The sequence below is a fragment of the Bacillus pretiosus genome, assembly GCF_051294775.1.
Taxonomy (GTDB): domain Bacteria; phylum Bacillota; class Bacilli; order Bacillales; family Bacillaceae_G; genus Bacillus_A; species Bacillus_A wiedmannii.
In genome coordinates this window covers 1-22,627 of the sequence record NZ_JBPPHF010000002.1, presented here as the reverse complement: position 1 = coordinate 22,627, position 22,627 = coordinate 1, and the positions used below count along the sequence as shown (strand labels likewise).

Below are 22,627 nucleotides of genomic sequence, written 5' to 3'. Positions count from 1 at the left end.
CTTCTCTTCCTAGAAAATAAACGTTGACACTAAATGATGCTTTTTCTACACTTAGTTGTGTACAATATGTGACCAAAGGAGGATTCAACATGGAAATGAACGTCGAAACGAATTCCTCTCCTACGGCGCCAAAGCCAAGTAAGCAAACAGGCTGGCGCATTTGGTGGAGTTTACTACGTCCCCATACATTAACAGCAGCTTTCGTTCCTGTTTTCATCGGAACAGCCTATGCGATGCAGGTCGGAGGTATAAATCAAATACATCTCCCTCTTTTTCTTATGATGCTTCTCGCTTGTCTTCTCATTCAAGCAGCAACAAACATGTTTAATGAATACTTTGATTATAAAAGAGGACTCGATCACGAAGGATCAGTTGGTATCGGCGGCGCTATCGTTCGCGATGGCATTCAGCCGAAAACGGTGCTTAACTTAGCATTTGGATTTTTTGGGATCGCAATACTATTAGGTGTTTATATTTGTATGAATTCTAGCTGGTGGCTTGCTGCAATCGGTCTTGTTTGTATGGCCGTTGCCTACCTTTATACAGGCGGCCCACTTCCAATTGCCTATACACCATTTGGAGAGTTAACAGCCGGATTATTTATGGGTGTTATTATTATTGGGATTTCATTCTTTATTCAAACTGGAACTGTAACATCAGAAGTCATTTTATTATCTATTCCAAGCTCCATTTTAATTGGTGCCATTTTACTAGCTAATAACATTCGTGACTTAGATGGCGATAAAGAAAACGGTCGTAAAACGTTAGCAATTCTCGTTGGACGTGAAAGAGCCGTTGGTGTACTCGCTTCTATGTTCATCGTTTCTTATATTTGGACAATCGCTCTAATTATCGTGAACATCGTATCACCGTGGATGCTTATCGTATTTTTAAGTGCACCGAAAGCATTTAAAGCGACGAAAGGCTTTGTTGGTAAAAGCATTCCAATGGAAATGGTACCTGCGATGATTGCAACAGCGAAAACAAATACAATCTTCGGTCTCCTCATGGGAATCGGATTATTGCTTGGATATTTCCTCTAAAAGGAGCTGCTTATGCAGCTCTTTTTTCATATACCAATTTTAGCTCATAATTCCTCCTCTCGACGCTCATACTATGTAAAGAAACTGAATTGTAGGAAGGTGGACGACTATGTTAACTCCACAACAAATAAATCAATTTAAATCTATTTTAGAAAAACAACAGCAAGAAGTTGAACAAACAATACAAACTCATGAGAATACAGATCGTGCTTCTGAACGCGATTCTGTTGGAGAATTATCTAGCTATGACAATCATCCAGGTGATATGGCTACAGAATTGTACGAACGTGAGAAAGATTTCGGGCTCATCGAATTTTGGCATAAGCAGCTAGAAGATACAAAACATGCCCTGCAAAAAATTGAAGCAGGTACGTATGGAATTTGCGAAGTATCTGGCGAAGAAATTCCGTTTGAAAGATTAGAGGCAATGCCAACCGCTACAACATGTATTCAGCACACTACAAATAAATTAAATATGAACACGCGACCAGTTGAAGAAGAGGTGTTGGCTCCTTCTTTTCACAAGCACGACGAAGATCATTCTGTAGAATACGATGCTGAAGATGCATGGCAAGATGTCGCAAATTACGGGACATCAGAAACACCGTCCGATTTAGAAAGACAGGATTCAAAAAACTATAATGGCATGTACGTAAATAGCGAGGAAAATGTAGGCTACGTAGAGGACTTCGAAAACTTTATCGGTACAGATATGTATGGAAAAAATCCGCAAGTTTTCGCTACGGAAGAGCATGAAGAATATGAACAAATGCTTGATGACTTTGAAGAGCGTACCTTTAAGGGCGAATTATCTTCAAATGAATCTAGTTCCAAAGAATAAAAAAAAGCATTCCGAAAATCGGAATGCTTTTTATCGCTAGCTAATTAGTTTTTTGTAACGTTAGCTGCTTGTGGTCCGCGGTTTCCTTCAACGATTTCGAAAGAAACTTCTTGACCTTCTTCTAAAGTTTTGAAGCCGTCGCCTTGGATAGCTGAGAAATGTACGAATACGTCTTCTCCGCCTTCAACTTCGATGAAGCCAAAACCTTTTTCGCCGTTAAACCATTTAACTTTACCTGTTTGCATGTCATGTACCTCCTAAATAAAAATGAAACTATGAATCCACATGAAAAGGTGGATATAAAGGACATGAATGTATAACAAGCTTACAGCCTTTAATACAACGTGCTTTATTTCCGTACCACATTATGTAGCTCAATAGTTCTTTCACTATATCATGCTATGTCAAAAACGTCAAATGAGAACACTTTCAATCCATCGTTTTTTATAATCCTAGTATAACCTTAAATTTTCATTCTATTTTTATTCAAAAATTAACAAATCTACAGTATTCTAATTCCTTTGATTTCTGTACAATATAATTACTACATATGATGAGGTGAAAAAATGCAAGCACATGAAATCGAGTATAAATTATATGGCGATGATATGCAGTTTGTTGAAATTGAATTAGATCCAGAAGAAAGCGTTATCGCAGAGGCTGGCGCAATGATGATGATGGAAGATCATATCGAAATGGAAACCATTTTCGGTGATGGTTCTGGTCCATCTAGTGGTCTATTCGGTAAATTAATGGGCGCTGGTAAGCGTCTTGTTACAGGTGAAAGTATGTTTATGACTGTCTTTACAAATACAGGTCATGGCAAGCGCCACGTATCATTCGCCGCTCCTTATCCAGGAAAAATCATCCCTGTTGATTTAACACAATATCAAGGGAAAGTCGTTTGTCAAAAAGACGCGTTTCTTTGTGCAGCAAAGGGTGTTTCTATCGGAATTGAGTTTACGAAAAAAATTGGAACTGGTTTCTTCGGTGGTGAAGGTTTCATCATGCAGAAACTTGAAGGTGATGGACTCGCTTTCATGCATGCAGGAGGAACTGTATATAAGCGTGAATTAAAACCTGGCGAAAGACTTCGCATCGATACAGGTTGTCTCGTTGCCATGACAAAAGACGTTAACTACGATATCGAGTTCGTTGGAAAAGTAAAAACAGCTCTATTTGGCGGCGAAGGCTTATTCTTCGCAACGTTAGAAGGTCCTGGAACGGTTTGGATTCAGTCCTTAACACTTAGCCGTTTAGCAGCACGTCTTACAAGCCCAGCAGCTCAAAACAGCGGTGAAGGCAGCGTTTTAGGCGGACTTGGACGTTTATTAGATGGAAAAGAGTAAACAGTGCCCTTATGGGGTGCTGTTTTATTTTGGCATGATTCGTCCATAAGTCGCTATAATTTCATCCACTAATTTAAATACGCGATACAAACTATTTGCCCCCTCCAAAAGAATGAATCAAGTCCCTCACTGCATATATTGAACTATACCTTTTCTTAAGGAGGGCTTCCTTAATGCGTACTCCTTTATCCTTCGATAAAGATACCGCCATATTGTTAGCTTCTTGTTGTGAGTTAACGTATGAACAATATAAACAAAATGGGATTTTCGAAATACCGGATGGTTTTCAATATGTACAAGGCTTTCAAGGAAAAACCATTCAAACGACAGAATGGTTCGGATTCATACTAGAATCTGAGGATACGATTATTGTAGCTTTTCGCGGAACACAAACAGATACAGACTGGATTATCGATTCACTCGTTAACCAAAAACCATACCCATATGCTTTAAACAGCGGAAATGTCCATAACGGCTTTCTTTCCATTTATGAATCTTGCCGAGATTCTATTATGGATATGCTCGTATCACTACCAGCCCATAAAAAACTCCTTGCAACAGGTCATAGCTTAGGCGGCGCGCTCGCCACACTACATATACTCGATGCGCGTATCAACACCGCCTTCGCACAGTACGGTCTTTATACATTTGCCTCTCCCAAAGTGGGCGATATTGCATTTCGTAATTATTATAAACTACAAGTAGCTAGTAGCTTTCGCTTCGTTAATCTATTTGATGTCGTTCCTCTTCTCCCTCCGCGCAATGTCCATTTTAATGACCAAGACTGGGAATATGCACACGTTCATCACAACATGACATTTACAAAAAACACAAAATCTATTACAAATAATCATGCCATGACAACATACAAAACATGTCTGACTTCTCATTTTTAACCAGGTAATGATTGGAAACCCTATATCCTTATACTATAATAATATATGAAGTTATTTTTGGATGAGGGGACCTTACATGCTAAAATTTATCTTTGCACTTTTTCTCATTGTAATTTTTACGTTTACAGGTTTCTTTACATTTTCATACTTTGCGACGGGAGAATATGGTGGAACAGGTATCATATATACCGCTATCCCATTTCTTTCTTAAGCAAAAAAAGAAAACCGAGCTTAATGAGATTAAGCTCGGTTTTTAGCAATTATATTCCTCTTTTAAAAGTGAATACACTTTGTCTCCATGAATAAAAGTCCCTTCAAAAGGGACTTTCACTTAATACTGTGTAACGGCATTACCAATACTCCAAATCTCATTACTATACTGTAAAATCGTTCGATCACTCGCAAAATGACCAGACTGTGCAATATTTAAAATCGACATCTCTAGCCACTTCGTTCGGTTTTCATACGCTCTACCGACAGCTTCTTGCCTTTCCGCATATGGACCAAAATCTCGCAGAACGAAGTATTCATCATTTTGAATTACGAGAGAATCATAAATCGCTTCAAATTCAGCTCCCGAATGTGCAAAGAAACCATTCGTTAACTGATCTACTACTTTTTTAATATGCATATTGTGGTGATAATAATCACTTGCACGATATCCACCATTTTGATAGTAATGAAGAACCTCTTCCGCTGTTAAGCCAAAAATGAAACAGTTATCATCACCGACCCGGTCTTTTATTTCAACATTAGCTCCGTCTAACGTTCCGAGTGTAATCGCACCATTCATCATAAATTTCATATTCCCTGTTCCTGATGCTTCTTTACTCGCAGTTGAAATTTGCTCACTCACATCCGCAGCTGGGAATATATCTTCCGCTACAGACACTCGATAGTTTTCTAGAAAGATAACTTTCATATATTGGCTTACGTACGGATCATTATTCACTTTCCTTGCGAGTTCATTGATTAATTTAATAATTTTTTTCGCATAGTAATAGCCAGGTGATGCTTTCGCTCCAAAGATAAAAGTACGCGGATAAAATGTAAAACTAGCATCCTCTTTCAAACGGTTATACAAATATAAAATATGAAGAACGTTTAATAGTTGTCGTTTGTAAGCATGTAGTCTTTTTACTTGCACATCAAAAATAGAATTAGGATCAATTGTAATCCCCATTTTATTATGAATACGCTCCGCTAAAATCTCTTTACGCTCTTGTTTTACCTCTGCAAATTTCTCTTGAAAACTCGCATCATATTGAACTAATTGTAGCTCTTGAAGCTTAATCGGTTCTTTCTTCCACTCTGTTCCAATCGCCTCCGAAATAAGGTTTGTCAGCTGCGGATTCGCCTTCATTAACCAACGTCTATGAGCGATTCCATTCGTTTTATTATTAAACTTATCTGGATAAAACTCATAAAACAATCGCATTTCACGTTGCTTTAAAATTTCCGTATGAATTTTTGCTACACCATTTACGCTATGGCTACCGACAATTGCTAAATGAGCCATTTTTACAAGATCATGCGCAATAATCGCCATCTCTTCAATACGATGCCATTCATATGGATAACGTTCCCAAAGTTCATGACAGAAACGTTCATTAATCTCTTCAATAATCATATAAATTCTCGGTAATAACGGTTTAAAAATGTGAATTGGCCACTTCTCAAGCGCTTCTGATAACGTCGTATGATTCGTATAAGAAATCGTTTGTGTTGTTATGTGCCAAGCTTCTTCCCATGCTAGTTTTTCTTCATCTAATAAAATACGCATTAGTTCTGGAATCGCCAAAACTGGATGTGTATCATTAATATGAATCGCAATTTTCTCATGTAATTGACGAAGGTCACCATATCTTTCTCTATGCATACGAACGATATTTTGCAAACTTGCTGATACGAGGAAATACTGTTGCTTCAAACGAAGTATTTTCCCCTCATCATGCGTATCATCTGGATATAAAAACTCCGATACCGCCTCTGTTTCACGCTTATATTTCAAAATATCTTTGCAATTTTGCGGGAAAGGAACTGGTTCAGCATTCCAAAGTCTGAGTGTATTTACAGTACTCGTCTCATAACCTACTACTGGAACGTCATATGGTACTGCCATAATCACTTCTGCATTCGTATGCCTGAACTCTAAACGCCCGTCAATGTATAGCGGTTCAACATTGCCGAAATAACTTACTTCTACAGCTTGATCATGCCTTCTTACTTCCCATACGTTTTCATGCAGAAGCCACTGTTCTGGAAATTCAACTTGATAACCATCAACAATTTTTTGATCAAATAAGCCGTGCTTGTAACGAATTCCACAGCCATGACCTGGTAAGTTTAAAGATGCAAGTGAATCAAGGAAACAGGCTGCTAATCGTCCAAGTCCACCATTTCCAAGACCTGCATCTGCTTCCACCTCTTCTAACTGTTGCAAAGAAATCCCAAGCTCAGAAAGTCCTTGCTCACATACATCCCTGATGCCTAAATTTAATATGTTACTTCCAAGCAAACGCCCAAGTAAAAACTCAATGGATAAGTAATACATTTGCTTTTGCTCTCCAGACCGATAACTTTCATTCGTTGCAATCCATTGACTATTCATATACTCACGTACCATGTACCCAAGCGTATTGTATTGATCACGAGTTGTAGAGTCTTTAAAACTTTTACCATACATCGTCTCTAACTTTTCTAGAAAAGCTGATTTGAAACTTTCAACATGAGTAAACATTTCTTCACCACCTACATGTTATTCCATGAGACTTTTATACAATTTCTTATAGGCAAGAGCTGATTTCTCCCAGCTATAATCTTCAGTCATCGCTTGTTTTACAAGCTGCTCCCATACCGGTTTATCATGATAAAATTCAATCGCACGAAGAACCGTGTGCAACATGTCATGCGCATTAAAGTTCGTGAAACTGAAACCATTTCCTTCTCCAGTTTCTTCGTCATAAGATTGTACAGTATCATTTAATCCGCCTGTCTCTCTTACAATCGGAATTGTACCGTACGCTAATGCGATAAGTTGTCCAAGTCCACACGGTTCAAATAGTGATGGCATTAAGAATAAATCACTTCCCGCATACACTTGGTGGGCTAGTTCTTCATTAAATCCGATATACACTTTTACCTTCTCAGGATACTCGTATGCCATCCACTCAAAGAATTGTTCATATTCAGAATCACCTGATCCTAAAATAATACATTGCACATCTTCCTCCATTATTTCGCGGAATACAGTACGTACTAAATCAAGACCTTTTTGCTTCGTTAATCTCGTTACCATCGAAATAATTGGTGTATCTTCTTTTTCTGGCAAACCAAAATAACGCTGCAAGGCGCGTTTATTTTCATTCTTTTCCTCTAATGATTCTGCATCATACTGAGCAGTAATATACGAATCTGTTTCTGGATTATATACGCTCGTATCAATTCCATTTACGATGCCGCTAAGCTTACCATTATTTTTTCGTAACAACCCATCTAACTTCTCACCGAAAAACTCATATTGAATTTCCTCTTTGTATGTCGGGCTAACCGCTGTAATTTGATCTGAAGCAATAATTCCGCCCTTCATAAAGTTCACATTTCCATAAAACTCTAGCTGCTCACTATGAAAATATTCATCACCAAGTTCTAACAAGTCGTACATCACTTCAGGAGGAAATACACCTTGGAACTGCAAATTATGAATCGTATACACCGTTTTAATATGCTCATATAATGGATTATCTTGATACTTTTCACGCAGTAAGAAATTCACCATAGCTGTATGCCAATCGTGGCTATGAAGAACATCCACTTCAAAATCAAGATGCGGAATACACTCTAAAACTGCTTTCGAAAAATAAGAAAAACGCTCTCCGTCATCATAATGACCATATAGAGAATCTCTCTTAAAATAATATTCATTATCTATTAAGTAATACGTAATCCCGTCTTGCTCACCTTTTAAAATTCCGCAATATTGATTTCTCCACCCAAGCGGGACGTTAATTACTTTATGTAACGTACATCCATCCCTTAATTTTTGCGGAATAAGACTATAATTTGGAAGTATAATGCGAACGTCCACGCCTAATTTTTTTAGCTCTTTTGGGAGCGCACCTGCTACATCAGCTAATCCTCCCGATTTAACAAATGGTACACATTCTGATACTGCAAATAAAATATTCACTTGTTGTCCCACTGCACGAAAAGCTTATACGACTTCCCTTGCAGCTTCCTCCCTTCGAGTTTTCATTTGAATGAATGCTTTAATCAGTGGAGGAAAAACCCCCACTGATTCTTTTAAGAATAACTATTAATCGTACTGTTTTGAATGCTTCCTTTTTCTACAACATATGGCTCATCGGCGTTTCCTTTTAGTACAACACCGTCACCAATTTTCACGTCTTTATCAATAATAACACCGTCTATTATACAATTATCTCCAATTTTGCTCTTTTGCATAATAATGCTATTACGAACAATTGAGCCTTTTCCAATTTTAACAGAACGGGAGATAACACTATTTTCTACTTCTCCTTCAATAATACTGCCGTTTGCAATCATTGTATTTTTCACGGCTGCACCCTTCAGGTAACGAGTTGGTGGTTCATCTTTTACTTTCGTAAAGATCGGTGCTTCTTTCTTAAATAATTGCTTCCAAATAGCAGGTTGCAAAATTTCTAAGCTATGTTTATAGTAACTTTCAATTGAATCAATAATAGCTACATATCCTGTATGCTCATAAGTAGCAATATGCAGTGATTTTCCGCGCTTTTCTCTCACTACATCAAATAAACTGTATTGCTCCACATCTTTATATGTCTCAAATAAATCTAACAATAATTGTTTCTTTAACACGTATGTTTGAAGCGAAACCCCTTCATGGCAAACTTCAGTAATATCAGCTGCCGTATGTATATGTCGCTCTAACACCGCTTGAAAATTTAATGCTGTTACGAGATGGCTATTCGTAATAACAACGTATTCTTCTCTAGCTCTTAAAAAATAATCAATATGTCTTCTAAAATGTGCAAAAGACCCAAATTCATCTTGGTCACATTGGCAATTTGGCGGGAATAAAAACAGTCCGTCTCTTTTTCTATCTAAATCCCACTGTTTTCCTGAACCAACATGGTCCATTAGTGAACGGTTTTTATGACTTGTAAAAACCGCTACACTATGAATATTAGAATTCACCATATTTGAAAGCATGAAATCAATGAGTCGATAACGGCCCCCAAATGGTAACGCCGCTAATGAACGATGCCCTGTTACTTTCTTTAAGGAAGGAAAACTTCCCGTTGCATTAATAATTCCTAACATTTTTTCTCCCATTCATTTCATCCCCCTTTTCTATTTCCCTTCAGCAATGAGTACTACATCGTCGACATTTTTTTCTGGACGAATAATTGTTCCATCTTCAATAACCATTTCCGATCCAACAATCGCTCTTTCAATCACAACATTTTTACCAATCTTCGCTCCTGGCATAACGACGGAATCAATAACCATACTACCTTCTTCCACCGTCACTCCTTGGAATAATACAGAATGCTTCACGTCCCCTTCAATGACGCATCCTTCGTTAATAAGTGATTCTTCTACTTTTGCCTTTTCTGCAATATATTGAGGTGGCTCATTTGGATTTACAGAATAAATACGCCAATTACGATCGTTTAAATTCAGCGATGTTTCATCGCGAAGTAAATCCATATTCGCTTCCCATAAGCTTTTCACCGTTCCAACATCTTTCCAATATCCTTCAAACGGATACGCCATCAGCTTTTTCCCTTCATCTAATAAAAGCGGAAGTACATCTTTTCCGAAATCATTACTAGATTCAGGATTTCTTGCATCCATCTCTAAATACTCTTTCAAAATTGCCCAGTTAAAAATATAAATTCCCATTGATGCAAGATTACTTCTTGGAAATTGCGGTTTCTCTTCAAATTCAACAATCTCCATCTCTTCGTTCGTATTCATAATACCGAAACGACTCGCTTCATCCCACGGCACTTCAATAACAGAAATCGAAACGTCCGCTTCTTTCTCAATATGGTAATCTAGCATTTTACTGTAATCCATTTTATAAATATGATCGCCTGATAAAATCAGAACATACTCTGGTTCATACTGACTTAAATAGTTTAAGTTTTGATAAATGGCACTTGCTGTACCTGTGTACCACTTCACACCTGAAGACTCCGCATAAGGAGGTAACACTGTGACTCCACCGCTTACTCGGTCTAAATCCCAAGCATTGCCGATTCCGATATAATTATGAAGTTCGAGTGGTTGATATTGCGTCAAAATCCCAACCGTTTCAATACCAGAATTCGCACAGTTACTTAGCGTAAAGTCAATAATGCGATATTTACCACCAAATGGAACAGCTGGCTTGGCTAAATTTTTTGTTAATGCACTTAATCGACTACCTTTTCCCCCTGCTAGTAACATTGCTACGCACTTTTGCTTTTGAGCCATCTTGTTTTTTGCTCCCCTTTCTCGTCTTCACTGGTCGTAATATGGATACGCCGAATGGTGGAATTGTAATTTCTACATGTGCCGCTTGATTATGATACGGTTCTTGAATCGTCTTGAGACGTTTCTTATTCACTTGCCCCGATCCGCCATATTGCTCAGCGTCACTGTTTAAAATCTCGTTATAATACTCGAAATCTGGCAAACCTACTTTATAGTTTTCATATGTAGCTTTCGTAAAATTACATACGACAACTAACGCATCTTCTTGTTTATCCCCTTGGCGGATAAACGAGAAAATACTTTGCTCATGATTATTAGCATCTATCCACTGAAATCCTTCAGGTGAATGATCAAGCTGCCAAAGTGGTTTGGAGCGCTTATACAATGCTATGAGCTCTTTAAAGTAATCATGCATATAACGATGCATTTCAAAATCATGTAAATTCCAATCTAAATCTTCAAGGTCTTTCCACTCATCAAACTGCCCGAATTCTCCACCCATAAAGAGCAATTTCTTACCTGGATGAGTAAAGAAATATCCATATAATAAACGAAGTTGAGCAAACTTATCCCAGTAATCTCCTGGCATTTTATTTAATAACGACTTTTTCCCATGAACGACTTCATCATGAGAAAGCGGTAATATGAAATTTTCAGAGTAAGCATATATTAAAGAGAACGTCATTTTCTCATGAATATACTTCCTGTACTCAGGCGCACACTCCATATATTTCAGCACATCATTCATCCAGCCCATATTCCATTTGTAATTGAACCCAAGCCCACCTTCATACGTTGGAGCTGTTACAAGTGGCCAAGCTGTTGAATCTTCTGCTGTCATAAGAAAATCTTCATCTTCTGCAAACACCGCTTCATTTAACTCTCGTAAAAATGAAACAGCGTGCTCATTACTTTGCTCTTGTCCTTCTTTATTCCAGTACAGCATATTCGCAACTGCATCCACCCTGAAACCGTCAATGTGGAAATACTTCATCCAAAATAACGCATTTGAAATTAAGAAATTACGTACTTCCCTCTTCCCTAAATCAAAATTAACAGTTCCCCATACTAGGTTTTCTTGTACATCTATATCTTTATATTCATAAGTCGGTGTCCCATCAAACAAATATAAACCGTGAGCATCTTTACAAAAATGCCCCGGCACCCAATCTAAAATGACACCGATTCCATATTTATGACATTCATCGACAAAATACATCAAATCATGTGGCGTGCCGAATCTACTTGTCGCTGCATAATATCCCGTCCCTTGATATCCCCAAGAACGATCATATGGATGCTCAACAAGCGGCATAATTTCAATATGTGTAAATTGATGTTCCACCACATACGGAATGAGCTCCTCGGCCATTTCTCTATAAGAATACAGAGCGCCATCTTCTTTCTTTTTCCAAGAACCGAAATGTAATTCATAAACTGTCATCGCTTCTTTATAAATCGATTTTTTCTTTCTCTTACGAATCCAGTTTTTATCATTCCATTCATATCCCTCTATATCAAAAACTACAGATGCCGTATTTGGTCTTACTTCTGCATATACTGCGTAAGGATCTGCTTTTAAAATAACGTCACCATCCATCGTTTCAATCGCATACTTATATATATCATTCTCTTCAATATGCGGTACAAACAAGGACCAAATCCCCTCTTCTGTCACTTGTAGCATCTTATGTTGCTCATAATCCCATTCATTAAAATCTCCAACAACACTCATTGCTTTCGCATGAGGAGCCCATACTGTGAATCGTACACCTCGCATCCCATCTTCCGTCACAATATGTGCCCCAAAGATGTTATAACTGTCATAGTACTTTTCTGTATGAAACTCATCTCGTTTCACTTCTTCACAATTTATTACATCCAATATGTTCACCTCACTAAGATGACAGAATTTTTTTACTCTTTATCATTTCTGCGAAAAACTGAAATATCCTTGTTATTTTTTAAAAAATATTCGTTTTTTTCTTTAATTTCGCTTAAAATATTCAAATTTACTGTGTAAAATATCGAATTTTGACGAATATCCATTGCAAACGCTTCATTTCCTACTAGTCTTTCATCCTATTATTTATTTCTCAACCTTTATTTCATTAGATTGATTCTATTTAACTTGCTATTTATCACTTAAAATCACAACAAAATAATCTGTCATAAAAAAATGTTTCTCAACATTTTTTGTCACAATTTTATTGAAATGGAAAATTCATAAGCATATACTTGTTCTCAATAAAGAACTGCGAACCCTCGCAAATATAATTCATACTGAAACACTATGTTTACTCTGTCCATGCTCCAGAAAAAAGTTTGATAAAAAATTAAATTAGGAGGCTTTCTTATGTCATTAAAACAAAAGGTTGGAATGGGAGTTGTCACAGCTTCACTTGGCTTATCCCTTACATTCGGCGGTGTATTCGCCTATTTCAGTGATTCTGAAACATCTAGTAACTCATTTCAAGCTGGTACACTAGATCTTTCTATTAACCCAAGTGTAATTGTTAATGTGAAAGATTTAAAACCAGGTGATTTGATTGAAAGAAACTTCAAGCTTGAAAATAAAGGAACATTAAATATTGCAAAAGTAGCACTTGAAACATCCTATGAAGTTACAGATGCAAAGAAAAATAATGATAGTGAAGATTTAGGCGATCACATCACCGTCAAATTTTTCGTGAATGATGGAAAGCCATCTAATCCAAACGATGATCATGAAATTTTGTGGGAAACAAAATTATCAGAATTAAAAACTATGAAACCTGAGGATGTAGCTACTTCTCTAGAACGTCATAACTTAATAGACGGTATTAAGTCTGGTGAAACAGACTATTTACACGTTCTCTTCTCCTTTGAAGATAACGACCAAGATCAAAATAAATTCCAGGGTGATTCCCTGCAGCTAAACTGGACATTCCATGCAGAGCAAACACCAGGCGTGGAGAAATAATTTTTAAAATATAAATTATCGGAGGCCTATATATGAAAAAGAAAAATCGTTTTGTTACCGGAATTGTGACGGCTGGCGTTCTATTTTCAACTGCCCTTCCGTTCAATGTACTTGCTGAAAACCCTATTAACCATATTGACTCTTCAAACGCCCAGTCTTTACTATCAAAACTTTCTAAAGAACAGCGCCAAGCATTACAAACGTTAGATGCCAATCCTGGTTTTACTATTTCGCCAGATATTAATACGAGTAGTTCTGAACCAGTAAATATCATTGTAGAATTTCAAACTGCTCCAGTAAAGATTAATGAATTAAAACAAAAAGAAAAAGGATTACAAGCTGCTCCTGAAAATATAAAGGCACGTATTGATCAAGAACATGAGGAATTCCAAAAAGGATTAAAACGCCTTTATCAATTCAGCCCATCAGTAAAATCAGGGAATTTCCAGTCTGTACAAATTAAACGTTCTTATAAGCACGCTATAAATGGTGTTGCGCTAACGTTACCTGCAAATACAGTTGAAGAATTGTTACGCATTGGCGTTGTAAAACGTATTTGGAAAGATTACGAAGTGAAATTAAATTTACCAAAACAAGCAGAGCAGAAAGCACCTCAAAAACTAACAGATAGCATTCCCAAAATTGGGGTAGATAAGTTACATAGCGAGGGCATTACCGGAAAAGGAATTAAAGTTGGTGTACTAGATACAGGTATTGATTACAATCACCCTGACTTAAAAGACGTGTATAAAGGCTATCGCGCAAAATCGGGTGAGGATTCTAGTAAGGTAGACCCAAACTCCGCAAAAGGTTGGGACTTTATTAATAACGATGCAGATCCGATGGAAACAACTTATAGAGAGTGGCAACAATCTGGAGCTCCTGAATTTGATGATCGTGGTTCTTCCTTCTATACTGCGCATGGTACTCACGTAGCAGGTATCGTTTCTGCTCAAAAGAAAAATAAATCAGATTCCGCAGTAAAAGGTGTTGCACCTGACATTGAACTGTATAACTATCGTGTACTAGGTCCTTACGGAAGCGGCGATAGTTCTGGTATTATTGCTGCAATCGATAAATCTATTTCTGACGGTATGAACGTCATTAACTTATCGTTAGGTGACGATAGCAACAATCCGCTTGATCCAACGTCTATCGCTGTCAATAACGCAATGCTTTCGGGCGTTGTTACAGTCGTTGCTGCCGGGAACTCTGGCCCAAATCCAGCGACACTTGGGTCACCAGGCGCTTCTCCATTTGCTATTACAGTTGGAGCAAGTGATAGCTCTATTTCATTACCGAAACTATCCGGTCATGCTGGGCAATTACAATTCCCTAACCTAATTTTATTCGGCAAAAACTTCACTGATAAAATAGAAGATTTCAAAGGACAATCTCTCCCTATTGAATCTGTAGGGATCGGTACTCCTGACGAGTTTAGTAAAAAGGATGTAAAAGGAAAAATTGCTCTCGTTGCACGTGGTACAATCTCGTTTGATGAAAAAATCGCAAATGCGAAACAAGCTGGTGCAAAAGCAGTTATTATTTATAACAATGTGGATGGAGAAATTTCTTACTACATTGGCGAAAGTACAAAATACATTCCAGCATTCCGCCTAACGAAAGAAGATGGCGAAAAACTAAAAGCTCAAATTGAACAAGGCAAAACATCCTTAACTTTCGATGAAATCAATTACATTCAAACAGAAGGCGATCATCTTGCAGACTTTAGCTCACGCGGCCCTGTTACATCAAATGATGATATTAAACCTGATATTACAGCGCCTGGTGTTGCGGTACTTTCAACAGTACCTGAATATATTAACGACCCGCAAGAAGGTGAAAACTACGATGTTTCCTATGAACGTATGCAAGGAACATCCATGGCATCTCCTCATATCGCTGGCGTTGCTGCTCTTATTTTGCAAGAACACCCAGAATACTCTCCATTCGATGTAAAGGCATCTCTTATGAACACAGCTGATGATTTAAAAGAAAAGTATTCCGTATATGAAGTTGGAGCTGGACGAGTAGATGCTTATAACTCTGTTCACACGGAAACAAGTTTTAAAGTATTAGATACGACAAAAACAATTGTCAATGATGAAGTGATTGAAGTACCAGAAGAAACTGGATCCATTGCATTCGGTAAATACTATCAAAAAGACGGGGAATCAATTGAACAAAAACGAAAAATTAAAATTGAAAACCGCAATAAACAAGAGAAGAAAGAATTTAAAACAGACATTTCTTATACACCAGCTTCTTCTGCCATTAACGACGCTACCGCAAACGGTGTAAAAATTTCTACTTCTGAAACAATTACGATTGATGCTGGTAAATCAGATGAAATTGAAGCAAAAATTAATATTCCAGCTGGTGCAAAGCAAGGCCGATATGAAGGATATATTCATATTACAAATACAAAAAATAAAGAAGAAACGTATCAAATTCCGTTCTCTATTCGTGTGTCAGAGCCTGGTATTGAAAATGCACTATTATCAAGAAAAACAATCTCAACTGATACATCTACATTCAATCCATACCGCGAATCATATGTTCACGGGGCGTTCCAATTAAATAGCGAACTTGAAACGTTAGATCTTATCGTGAAAGATTCCAAAACAAATAAAGCACTTGGCTTCATCGGAACATTAAACACGAGTGGATTAAAAACAGATGTGTATTACTATTTAGATTCATTCTTTAACGGCAGAGTGTATCCTTTTACAAATGATCCTGCAAAACCAATTGGTGATGAAAAAATCGACTTACCAGAAGGAGATTACACAATTGAATTTGTTGGCTACGATAAAGCCGGGAAAGCACGTGTGAAAGGTGATTATGTCGTAATTGATAATACACCGCCAGAAGTGAAATTAACTGGATTACAGCCTGGTATTTATGAATTAAATGAAGAAAACTATACAGTAGAAGACGGTAAAAAAGCACTATGGATTAAAGGAAATGTATATGATTCTAACGTTGACTACTTAAGAGGAAAAGGATTAAACATTACGCAAGAAGCGAACGGCGTTATGTACTATGACTATTCTCCCTACTTGCACAAGTTTTTACCTATTACTGAAAATGGTGACTTTAAAGTTGGTATTACACCTGATTCCTTTAAAACTGAAGGTCCAATGAACACAGGCGTATATATTTTCGATTATGCAACTGCAGGTCCTGACTATCCAAGCGGTGTAAATAACTATTGGTTTATTCCGCAAGGTGCACAATATGCAAAAGCTAGTTATGATAAAAAAGAATTATATAAAGATGATGAATTCACTGTGACACTAAACGCCAAACATGTGAAACAATTTGTATCTGGAGAATTTAACGTAAAATTCCTAGAGAAGAACTTCAAATTTGCAAATGCGAAATTGAATCCTACTTTTGAAAAACTCCTTTCTGAAAAAGGGGTAACTGCAAAAGTAAATGAGCCGAAACTAGAAGAAGGTTCTGTTACAGTAGGCGGAGCTATCGATGATAAAAACTTCGCCGGATTAGATGGTGACTTCCCGTTCATTGATGTAACTTTCAAGGTAGAAAATGATGAGTTTTATGAAGCAAATGCTCAATTAGATTTACCGGTGTTCGTTTACTGGAAACAAAGTGAATCAGAGCCAAACAGAATGCGTGTGCTTCAAGATCAAACATTCTCAGTTATGTCTTTAAACTCAAAAGTAGAAGGAAATATTAAACCTGGTGCATTCTTAAATGAACGTGGATATTTAGATGAGAAATTCGATTATACAAAGCTTGGTGTAAAAGTATATGCAACAGATTCTTACCGTCATAAGTTTGAAGGCTCACTTGATAAATACGGTTACTTCAAATTGAATGGACTTCCTGTTAATAAACGTGATTATAACTTATACGTGGAGGTTCCAGGACATTTAACAAGCCGACTAACTACAAAACTAGGTACTGAAAAAGATGGTAAACTACTTGGTCAATATTATTATGCACGACCTGACGAAAACCTTGCTGGCGATGTAAATGCTGATAAAGTAATTGATATGAAAGATGCTGAAATTATCGCTAGCAACTATGGTAAAAAAGGACTATCTGTGAAAGACGGCGACCTTAACAAAGATGGCATTGTCGACGAAAAAGATATTCGTTTCGTTGAAAAGAACTTCTTGAAAAAAGGACCAGATGCATCTAAATCACAAATACCTGTTGAAAAATCAAAAAGCGGTACACTGGCAGATATTTTAAAGAAATTAGGATTAACACCTAAAAAATAATAATAAAGAGCACTCTATATAAAGTAGAGTGCTCTTTTCTATAAACGACCCTTATCCAGCAAAAGGGGTATATTGGGGATATACAAGGGAAACCGGAAAAGGAATTTATATTAAATTATATAAAAACTCAGAGGTAGGAAGCAGTTTCCCGCCTCTGAATTATTTAGCAATTATTATAGTACTGGTGCCATTGTTTCTTTTAATACTTTTACAGAATGAGCGAATTTCGCTTTTTCTTCTTCATTTAGCTCAAGTTCTACGATTTCACGTACACCTTCGCGGTTAATAACAGCTGGAACACCTACGAAAGCATCTTTCTCACCATATTGACCTTCAAGGTATGCCGATACAGTTAATACGCTGTTCTCGTTGCTTAAGATTGCTTTAGTTACACGAAGTAGTGACATACCGATTCCGTAGTAAGTTGCACCTTTACGCTCGATGATATGGTAAGCTGCATCGCGTACATTTTCGAAGATTTTATCTAAGTCTTCTTGTTTGTACTGCTCGTTGTTAGCTAAGATTGTTTCTAACTTTTGTACACCTACAGTAGCGTGGCTCCATACTGGAAGTTCAGTGTCACCGTGCTCACCAACGATGTAAGCATGAACGTTACGTGGATCTACATCTAAGTAGTCACCTAACATGTAACGGAAACGAGCAGAGTCTAAAGTAGTACCAGAACCGATTACGCGCTCTTTTGGTAAACCAGATTCTTTCCAAGTTACGTAAGTTAAAATATCAACTGGGTTAGTTGCGATTAAGAAGATTCCATCGAACCCGCTATCCATAATGCCGCGAACGATTTGTTTAAAGATCTTTGTATTTTTCTCAACTAAGTCTAAACGAGTTTCACCTGGCTTTTGTGGTAATCCAGCAGTGATAACAACTAGATCTGCATCTTTACAATCTGCATAGCTACCGCTCCAAACTTTTGTTGGTGATGGAGAGAATGGTACCGCATGGCTTAAGTCCATTGCTTCCCCTTCTGCTTTTGCTTCATTAACATCTACTAATACGAATTCTTCAGCTACACCTTGGTTGATCATTGAGTAAGCGTAACTACAACCTACAGCTCCTGTTCCTACTAATACTACACGATTGATACCTTTTTTCATGGTAATTTCCCCTCTCTATTGTTCACATATATTTTTTTATGATTGTTTAAGTAATTAATTAAAATACTAATTTAATGTTGTTTAACTTCTTTACATTCATATTGTAGCACGTATTATTGTGAATTACTTCACAAATTATGACCTATTTGTGAACTTTTTCACATAGAGTGTAAAGTTGATGGAATAGGTGTGGAATCCATCTCAATGGAGACGTTTTCTTTAGATTGTGAAAGGGATTTTCTTATGTTTTTGTCGGTAAGTGAAATTATATCAGCGATTTTTTAAATATATGGACCGTAACTCCAAATATATCAGCGATTTTTGCAATATATCGACTTACCGACAAAAACCGACAATGATAACAGCATAACAAACGCCATCCTTTCTGTATATTTCTACAAAAAGAATAGCGTTTTTTGATTATATGGATACAAATTTATCTTAGCTGGACAGCGATGTTTTTTCCATACACGTCAAATTAACATACCGTCACTTATTAACAGTCAATAAACATGTGAACCTAGCAAAGCTCTTTAATTATTGTAGCAACACAGTCGTTTTTAAATCTTCAGCACCTCCATTTTTTAATGTATCATTTAGACCACTAAGATACGTAGGTTCAATTGTTAAGGATTTTGGAGGATTATCCATTGGTGGAAGAGCTAAAACAATATGGTGTCCGTATAGTCCCGTGCTACCAACTTGCAAGCTGACTCCTTCGTAGATTTTTCCTTTATCATCAGTTACGGTATAATCAAGTGCTGGCCAGCTATCATTAGCTTCCATTTCTTTTGGATAATCAAAGGTCAAATCAATCCTCGTTGAAAGTGAAGAAAAGGTTACTTGATTTACTGTTAATGCATATAAATTATCTTTCGTTAATGTTTTTATATTAGGAGTGAATTTATGAATCTCACCTTCAACTTTTGTAAGAGGAAATGCTACGTTCCATATTCCTGTTTGTTCAAATAAATCTTTCCCATGGACGGAAATATCAATTTTATCACCAAATTCACCGTAATTAGCCAGAGTAAATTCATGCTGCTCAATAATGGTGTTTTGTCCTTTTGACTTCTGTGAAGTAGAACCAATTGCAGCTCTGACTTCTTTCCCATTAATGGTTATATAACTAAATCCAGCTTTCTCTTCATTACTTTTGGAAATAGGATTCTCTCCTTTGTATTCCACCGTGACCACTAAACGTCCACCATCGTAAACAGCTTCTTTCACATTCATCGTTAAACCACTATGACTATCTCGTCTCTCAATTGATGTGGCAAGCTCATCCTTTTCAATTTTATCAGAAGCAATATCATTAAATTGTTCATAAATGGAGCCTATAACTGGAACACCCGATAATGTCTTTGCCATAGTAGGAGAAATGAATCCAAAACCTAAGAGAGAAACACATATTCCACAAGCAATAAGACTAGAATACTTAATTGTTTTTTTTCTACGGTACTGATTTTTCTTAGCTTGAAGCATGGCTGTTTTTTCTCTTTGAATTAACCGATCTTCTGGTATAGCAATATCATTGATATGGTGATTAATTTCTTCTTTATTCATAACTATATCCCTCCTTTAAAATGGGGCGTAAGGCTTGCTTTGCTCGATGTAATTGAGATTTTACCGTTCCTTCTGGAGAATTAAGAACCTCAGCAATTTCCTTAATAGATAAATCGTGATAATACCTTAATAAAATAATGGTTTTGTAAGTAGGATCTAAGAAATTAAATGCCTCGGTTAAATCCAGCGATTGCTCTAATTTATTCATGCTCTCTTCTGTACATAAATTAGATAACATTTCATCATTCGCAACAAATTGTCTAGAGGACTTTCTTACAAAATCAATGGATTTAAAAACAAGAATTTTAGTAATCCAACTTTGAAATTTCTCCGGCTTTTTTAATTTTCTCAATGAAAGATATGCTTCATAAATTGTTTCTTGGTATATATCCAGTGCATCTTGTTCATTTCTTACATAAGAATAGGCTGTTCGATATAGCTTTGGGCGAACAAAAGTAATAAGTTGTTCAAATGCTTGATCATTTCCTCTTGTTGCTTGGTTTACTAGATAGGCTATGTCCATTTTTATTTCTTCCTCCCTTTACTAATATAGTCGAATGAGAGAATAAAAAGGTTGCAAAAATAAATGCATATATATAAATCTCCTACAACTTATTGCAATAATTACTATCAAGCATTAAAGACACAAAAAACCCATAAAAAAAGCAGACTATCTAAAGTCCACTTTTACACAACAAAAAAGAGATAGCAGATTATGCTATCTCTTTTAGTATGACCCGTACGGGATTCGAACCCGTGTTACCGCCGTGAAAGGGCGGTGTCTTAACCACTTGACCAACGGGCCAAATCTGGCAGAGAAGAAGGGATTCGAACCCTCGCACCGCGTTCGCGATCTACTCCCTTAGCAGGGGAGCCCCTTGAGCCACTTGGGTACTTCTCTATAATATGGCTCCGCAGGTAGGACTCGAACCTACGACCGATCGGTTAACAGCCGATAGCTCTACCACTGAGCTACTGCGGAATAATTATGGTGGGCCTAAATGGACTCGAACCATCGACCTCACGCTTATCAGGCGTGCGCTCTAACCAGCTGAGCTATAGGCCCATAATTGAAAAGCGGGTGAAGAGAATCGAACTCTCGACCAGAGCTTGGAAGGCTCTTGTTTTACCACTAAACTACACCCGCATTAAATTGTAAATGGTGAGCCATGAAGGATTCGAACCTTCGACCCTCTGATTAAAAGTCAGATGCTCTACCAACTGAGCTAATGGCTCATTTTGAAAGTGGTGCCGACTAGAGGACTTGAACCCCCAACCTACTGATTACAAGTCAGTTGCTCTACCAGTTGAGCTAAGTCGGCTTGCGACTTCAAAATGGTGGCTCGGGACGGAATCGAACCGCCGACACGAGGATTTTCAGTCCTCTGCTCTACCGACTGAGCTACCGAGCCTTTATGTAAAAAAATGGCGGTCCCGACCGGGGTCGAACCGGCGATCTCCTGCGTGACAGGCAGGCATGTTAACCACTACACCACGGGACCATTTGGTTGCGGGGACAGGATTTGAACCTGCGACCTTCGGGTTATGAGCCCGACGAGCTACCGTGCTGCTCCACCCCGCGATGATAAAATATTTAATTTAGAAAAAATGGAGGAGGTAGAGGGATTCGAACCCCCGCGCGACTCTCGCCGCCTGTCGGTTTTCAAGACCGATCCCTTCAGCCGAACTTGGGTATACCTCCGAGATATAAAGCTTTAGTGGTGGACCTTGTAGGACTCGAACCTACGACCGGACGGTTATGAGCCGTCTGCTCTAACCAGCTGAGCTAAAGGTCCTTTATGGTAGCGGCGGAGGGGATCGAACCCCCGACCTCACGGGTATGAACCGTACGCTCTAGCCAGCTGAGCTACACCGCCATAAAATATATTAAAATAAGTGGAGCCTAGCGGGATCGAACCGCTGACCTCCTGCGTGCAAGGCAGGCGCTCTCCCAGCTGAGCTAAGGCCCCGTGTTTTTGGAAAATCGGGAAGACAGGATTTGAACCTGCGACCCCCTGGTCCCAAACCAGGTGCTCTACCAAGCTGAGCCACTTCCCGTTAATAAAAGCGCGCCCGAGAGGAGTCGAACCCCTAACCTCTTGATCCGTAG

16 protein-coding genes and 15 tRNA genes are annotated in these 22,627 nt (G+C 37.8%); 7 read left to right on the top strand and 24 right to left on the bottom strand.

Annotated elements, in window-relative coordinates; translation table 11 throughout:
• Positions 1-89: 89 nt before the first annotated feature.
• Both ACSG5Z_RS08235 and ACSG5Z_RS08230 read left to right on the top strand, forming a co-directional pair.
• Positions 90-1,043, top strand: a complete 954-nt coding sequence (locus tag ACSG5Z_RS08235; protein WP_088082644.1) for a 1,4-dihydroxy-2-naphthoate polyprenyltransferase — start codon at positions 90-92, stop codon at positions 1,041-1,043.
• Between the two features lie 109 nt (positions 1,044-1,152).
• Positions 1,153-1,884: a yteA family sporulation protein gene (locus ACSG5Z_RS08230; protein ID WP_000957360.1), complete on the top strand. Its 732-nt coding sequence runs from the start codon at positions 1,153-1,155 to the stop codon at positions 1,882-1,884.
• A gap of 44 nt (positions 1,885-1,928) precedes the next feature.
• Here ACSG5Z_RS08230 and cspD read toward each other — a convergent pair whose 3' ends face one another.
• The gene (gene cspD, locus ACSG5Z_RS08225) at positions 1,929-2,129 is read right to left on the bottom strand and encodes a cold-shock protein CspD (protein WP_001193052.1); all 201 of its coding nucleotides are present in this window, start codon (positions 2,127-2,129) and stop codon (positions 1,929-1,931) included.
• A gap of 321 nt (positions 2,130-2,450) precedes the next feature.
• Here cspD and ACSG5Z_RS08220 point away from each other — a divergent pair, with 321 nt between their 5' ends.
• From ACSG5Z_RS08220 to ACSG5Z_RS08210, 3 genes are all read left to right on the top strand, one after another.
• Positions 2,451-3,233, top strand: coding sequence for a TIGR00266 family protein (locus ACSG5Z_RS08220; RefSeq protein WP_001147830.1), 783 nt, complete (start codon positions 2,451-2,453; stop codon positions 3,231-3,233).
• Positions 3,234-3,406: 173 nt separating this feature from the next.
• Positions 3,407-4,129 (top strand): lipase family protein, encoded by a 723-nt coding sequence (locus tag ACSG5Z_RS08215; RefSeq protein WP_001260119.1) that lies wholly within the window; start codon positions 3,407-3,409, stop codon positions 4,127-4,129.
• A 76-nt stretch (positions 4,130-4,205) separates the two neighbouring features.
• Complete coding sequence (locus ACSG5Z_RS08210) at positions 4,206-4,340, top strand: hypothetical protein (RefSeq protein ID WP_000911073.1); 135 nt, start codon at positions 4,206-4,208, stop codon at positions 4,338-4,340.
• Between the two features lie 120 nt (positions 4,341-4,460).
• Here ACSG5Z_RS08210 and glgP read toward each other — a convergent pair whose 3' ends face one another.
• The 5 genes from glgP to glgB all read right to left on the bottom strand — a co-directional run bounded on the left by glgP (position 4,461) and on the right by glgB (position 12,500).
• Positions 4,461-6,869, bottom strand: a complete 2,409-nt coding sequence (gene glgP / locus ACSG5Z_RS08205) for a glycogen phosphorylase (protein WP_137012154.1) — start codon at positions 6,867-6,869, stop codon at positions 4,461-4,463.
• Between the two features lie 18 nt (positions 6,870-6,887).
• Positions 6,888-8,318 carry a glycogen synthase GlgA gene (gene glgA, locus ACSG5Z_RS08200; protein ID WP_002203738.1) on the bottom strand — a complete coding sequence of 477 codons (1,431 nt, stop codon included), beginning with the start codon at positions 8,316-8,318 and terminating at the stop codon, positions 6,888-6,890.
• 113 nt (positions 8,319-8,431) lie between these two features.
• Positions 8,432-9,466: a glucose-1-phosphate adenylyltransferase subunit GlgD gene (glgD, locus tag ACSG5Z_RS08195; protein WP_000504142.1), complete on the bottom strand. Its 1,035-nt coding sequence runs from the start codon at positions 9,464-9,466 to the stop codon at positions 8,432-8,434.
• An 18-nt stretch (positions 9,467-9,484) separates the two neighbouring features.
• On the bottom strand, positions 9,485-10,615 hold the full coding sequence (gene glgC, locus ACSG5Z_RS08190) for a glucose-1-phosphate adenylyltransferase (protein WP_000057613.1): 1,131 nt from the start codon (positions 10,613-10,615) through the stop codon (positions 9,485-9,487).
• The gene (gene glgB / locus ACSG5Z_RS08185) at positions 10,563-12,500 is read right to left on the bottom strand and encodes a 1,4-alpha-glucan branching protein GlgB (RefSeq protein WP_435711269.1); all 1,938 of its coding nucleotides are present in this window, start codon (positions 12,498-12,500) and stop codon (positions 10,563-10,565) included. The genes glgC and glgB overlap by 53 nt, the downstream gene beginning before the upstream one ends.
• A 471-nt stretch (positions 12,501-12,971) precedes the next feature.
• On the opposite strand from glgB, the gene ACSG5Z_RS08180 reads away from it, so the two are divergent.
• Positions 12,972-13,577: a TasA family protein gene (locus ACSG5Z_RS08180; protein WP_435711268.1), complete on the top strand. Its 606-nt coding sequence runs from the start codon at positions 12,972-12,974 to the stop codon at positions 13,575-13,577.
• A 32-nt stretch (positions 13,578-13,609) separates the two neighbouring features.
• Positions 13,610-17,833, top strand: coding sequence for a S8 family serine peptidase (locus ACSG5Z_RS08175; RefSeq protein ID WP_435711267.1), 4,224 nt, complete (start codon positions 13,610-13,612; stop codon positions 17,831-17,833).
• Between the two features lie 173 nt (positions 17,834-18,006).
• Here ACSG5Z_RS08175 and ACSG5Z_RS08170 read toward each other — a convergent pair whose 3' ends face one another.
• The 18 genes from ACSG5Z_RS08170 to ACSG5Z_RS08085 all read right to left on the bottom strand — a co-directional run bounded on the left by ACSG5Z_RS08170 (position 18,007) and on the right by ACSG5Z_RS08085 (position 22,575).
• Positions 18,007-18,951 (bottom strand): L-lactate dehydrogenase, encoded by a 945-nt coding sequence (locus ACSG5Z_RS08170; RefSeq protein ID WP_048541166.1) that lies wholly within the window; start codon positions 18,949-18,951, stop codon positions 18,007-18,009.
• Positions 18,952-19,488: 537 nt separating this feature from the next.
• Positions 19,489-20,517, bottom strand: coding sequence for a DUF4179 domain-containing protein (locus tag ACSG5Z_RS08165; protein WP_435711266.1), 1,029 nt, complete (start codon positions 20,515-20,517; stop codon positions 19,489-19,491).
• A complete protein-coding gene (locus ACSG5Z_RS08160; RefSeq protein WP_087984940.1) occupies positions 20,510-21,040 on the bottom strand; it encodes a sigma-70 family RNA polymerase sigma factor in 531 nt (176 codons plus the stop codon). The genes ACSG5Z_RS08165 and ACSG5Z_RS08160 overlap by 8 nt, the downstream gene beginning before the upstream one ends.
• A 210-nt stretch (positions 21,041-21,250) precedes the next feature.
• Positions 21,251-21,322, bottom strand: a tRNA-Glu gene (locus ACSG5Z_RS08155).
• 5 nt (positions 21,323-21,327) lie between these two features.
• Positions 21,328-21,418: transfer RNA gene (locus ACSG5Z_RS08150), tRNA-Ser, on the bottom strand.
• Positions 21,419-21,424: 6 nt separating this feature from the next.
• Positions 21,425-21,499 (bottom strand) — tRNA-Asn (locus ACSG5Z_RS08145).
• A 7-nt stretch (positions 21,500-21,506) separates the two neighbouring features.
• Positions 21,507-21,583: transfer RNA gene (locus ACSG5Z_RS08140), tRNA-Ile, on the bottom strand.
• Positions 21,584-21,593: 10 nt separating this feature from the next.
• A tRNA-Gly gene (locus ACSG5Z_RS08135) sits at positions 21,594-21,664 on the bottom strand.
• A gap of 13 nt (positions 21,665-21,677) precedes the next feature.
• A tRNA-Lys gene (locus ACSG5Z_RS08130) sits at positions 21,678-21,753 on the bottom strand.
• Positions 21,754-21,763: 10 nt separating this feature from the next.
• Positions 21,764-21,839, bottom strand: a tRNA-Thr gene (locus ACSG5Z_RS08125).
• Positions 21,840-21,853: 14 nt separating this feature from the next.
• Positions 21,854-21,929, bottom strand: a tRNA-Phe gene (locus tag ACSG5Z_RS08120).
• Positions 21,930-21,943: 14 nt separating this feature from the next.
• Positions 21,944-22,019, bottom strand: a tRNA-Asp gene (locus ACSG5Z_RS08115).
• A gap of 3 nt (positions 22,020-22,022) precedes the next feature.
• Positions 22,023-22,099, bottom strand: a tRNA-Met gene (locus tag ACSG5Z_RS08110).
• A 27-nt stretch (positions 22,100-22,126) separates the two neighbouring features.
• Positions 22,127-22,219, bottom strand: a tRNA-Ser gene (locus ACSG5Z_RS08105).
• A 17-nt stretch (positions 22,220-22,236) separates the two neighbouring features.
• Positions 22,237-22,313, bottom strand: a tRNA-Ile gene (locus ACSG5Z_RS08100).
• 4 nt (positions 22,314-22,317) lie between these two features.
• Positions 22,318-22,394 (bottom strand) — tRNA-Met (locus ACSG5Z_RS08095).
• A 20-nt stretch (positions 22,395-22,414) separates the two neighbouring features.
• Positions 22,415-22,487: transfer RNA gene (locus tag ACSG5Z_RS08090), tRNA-Ala, on the bottom strand.
• Between the two features lie 14 nt (positions 22,488-22,501).
• Positions 22,502-22,575: transfer RNA gene (locus ACSG5Z_RS08085), tRNA-Pro, on the bottom strand.
• Between the last annotated feature and the right edge of the window lie 52 nt (positions 22,576-22,627).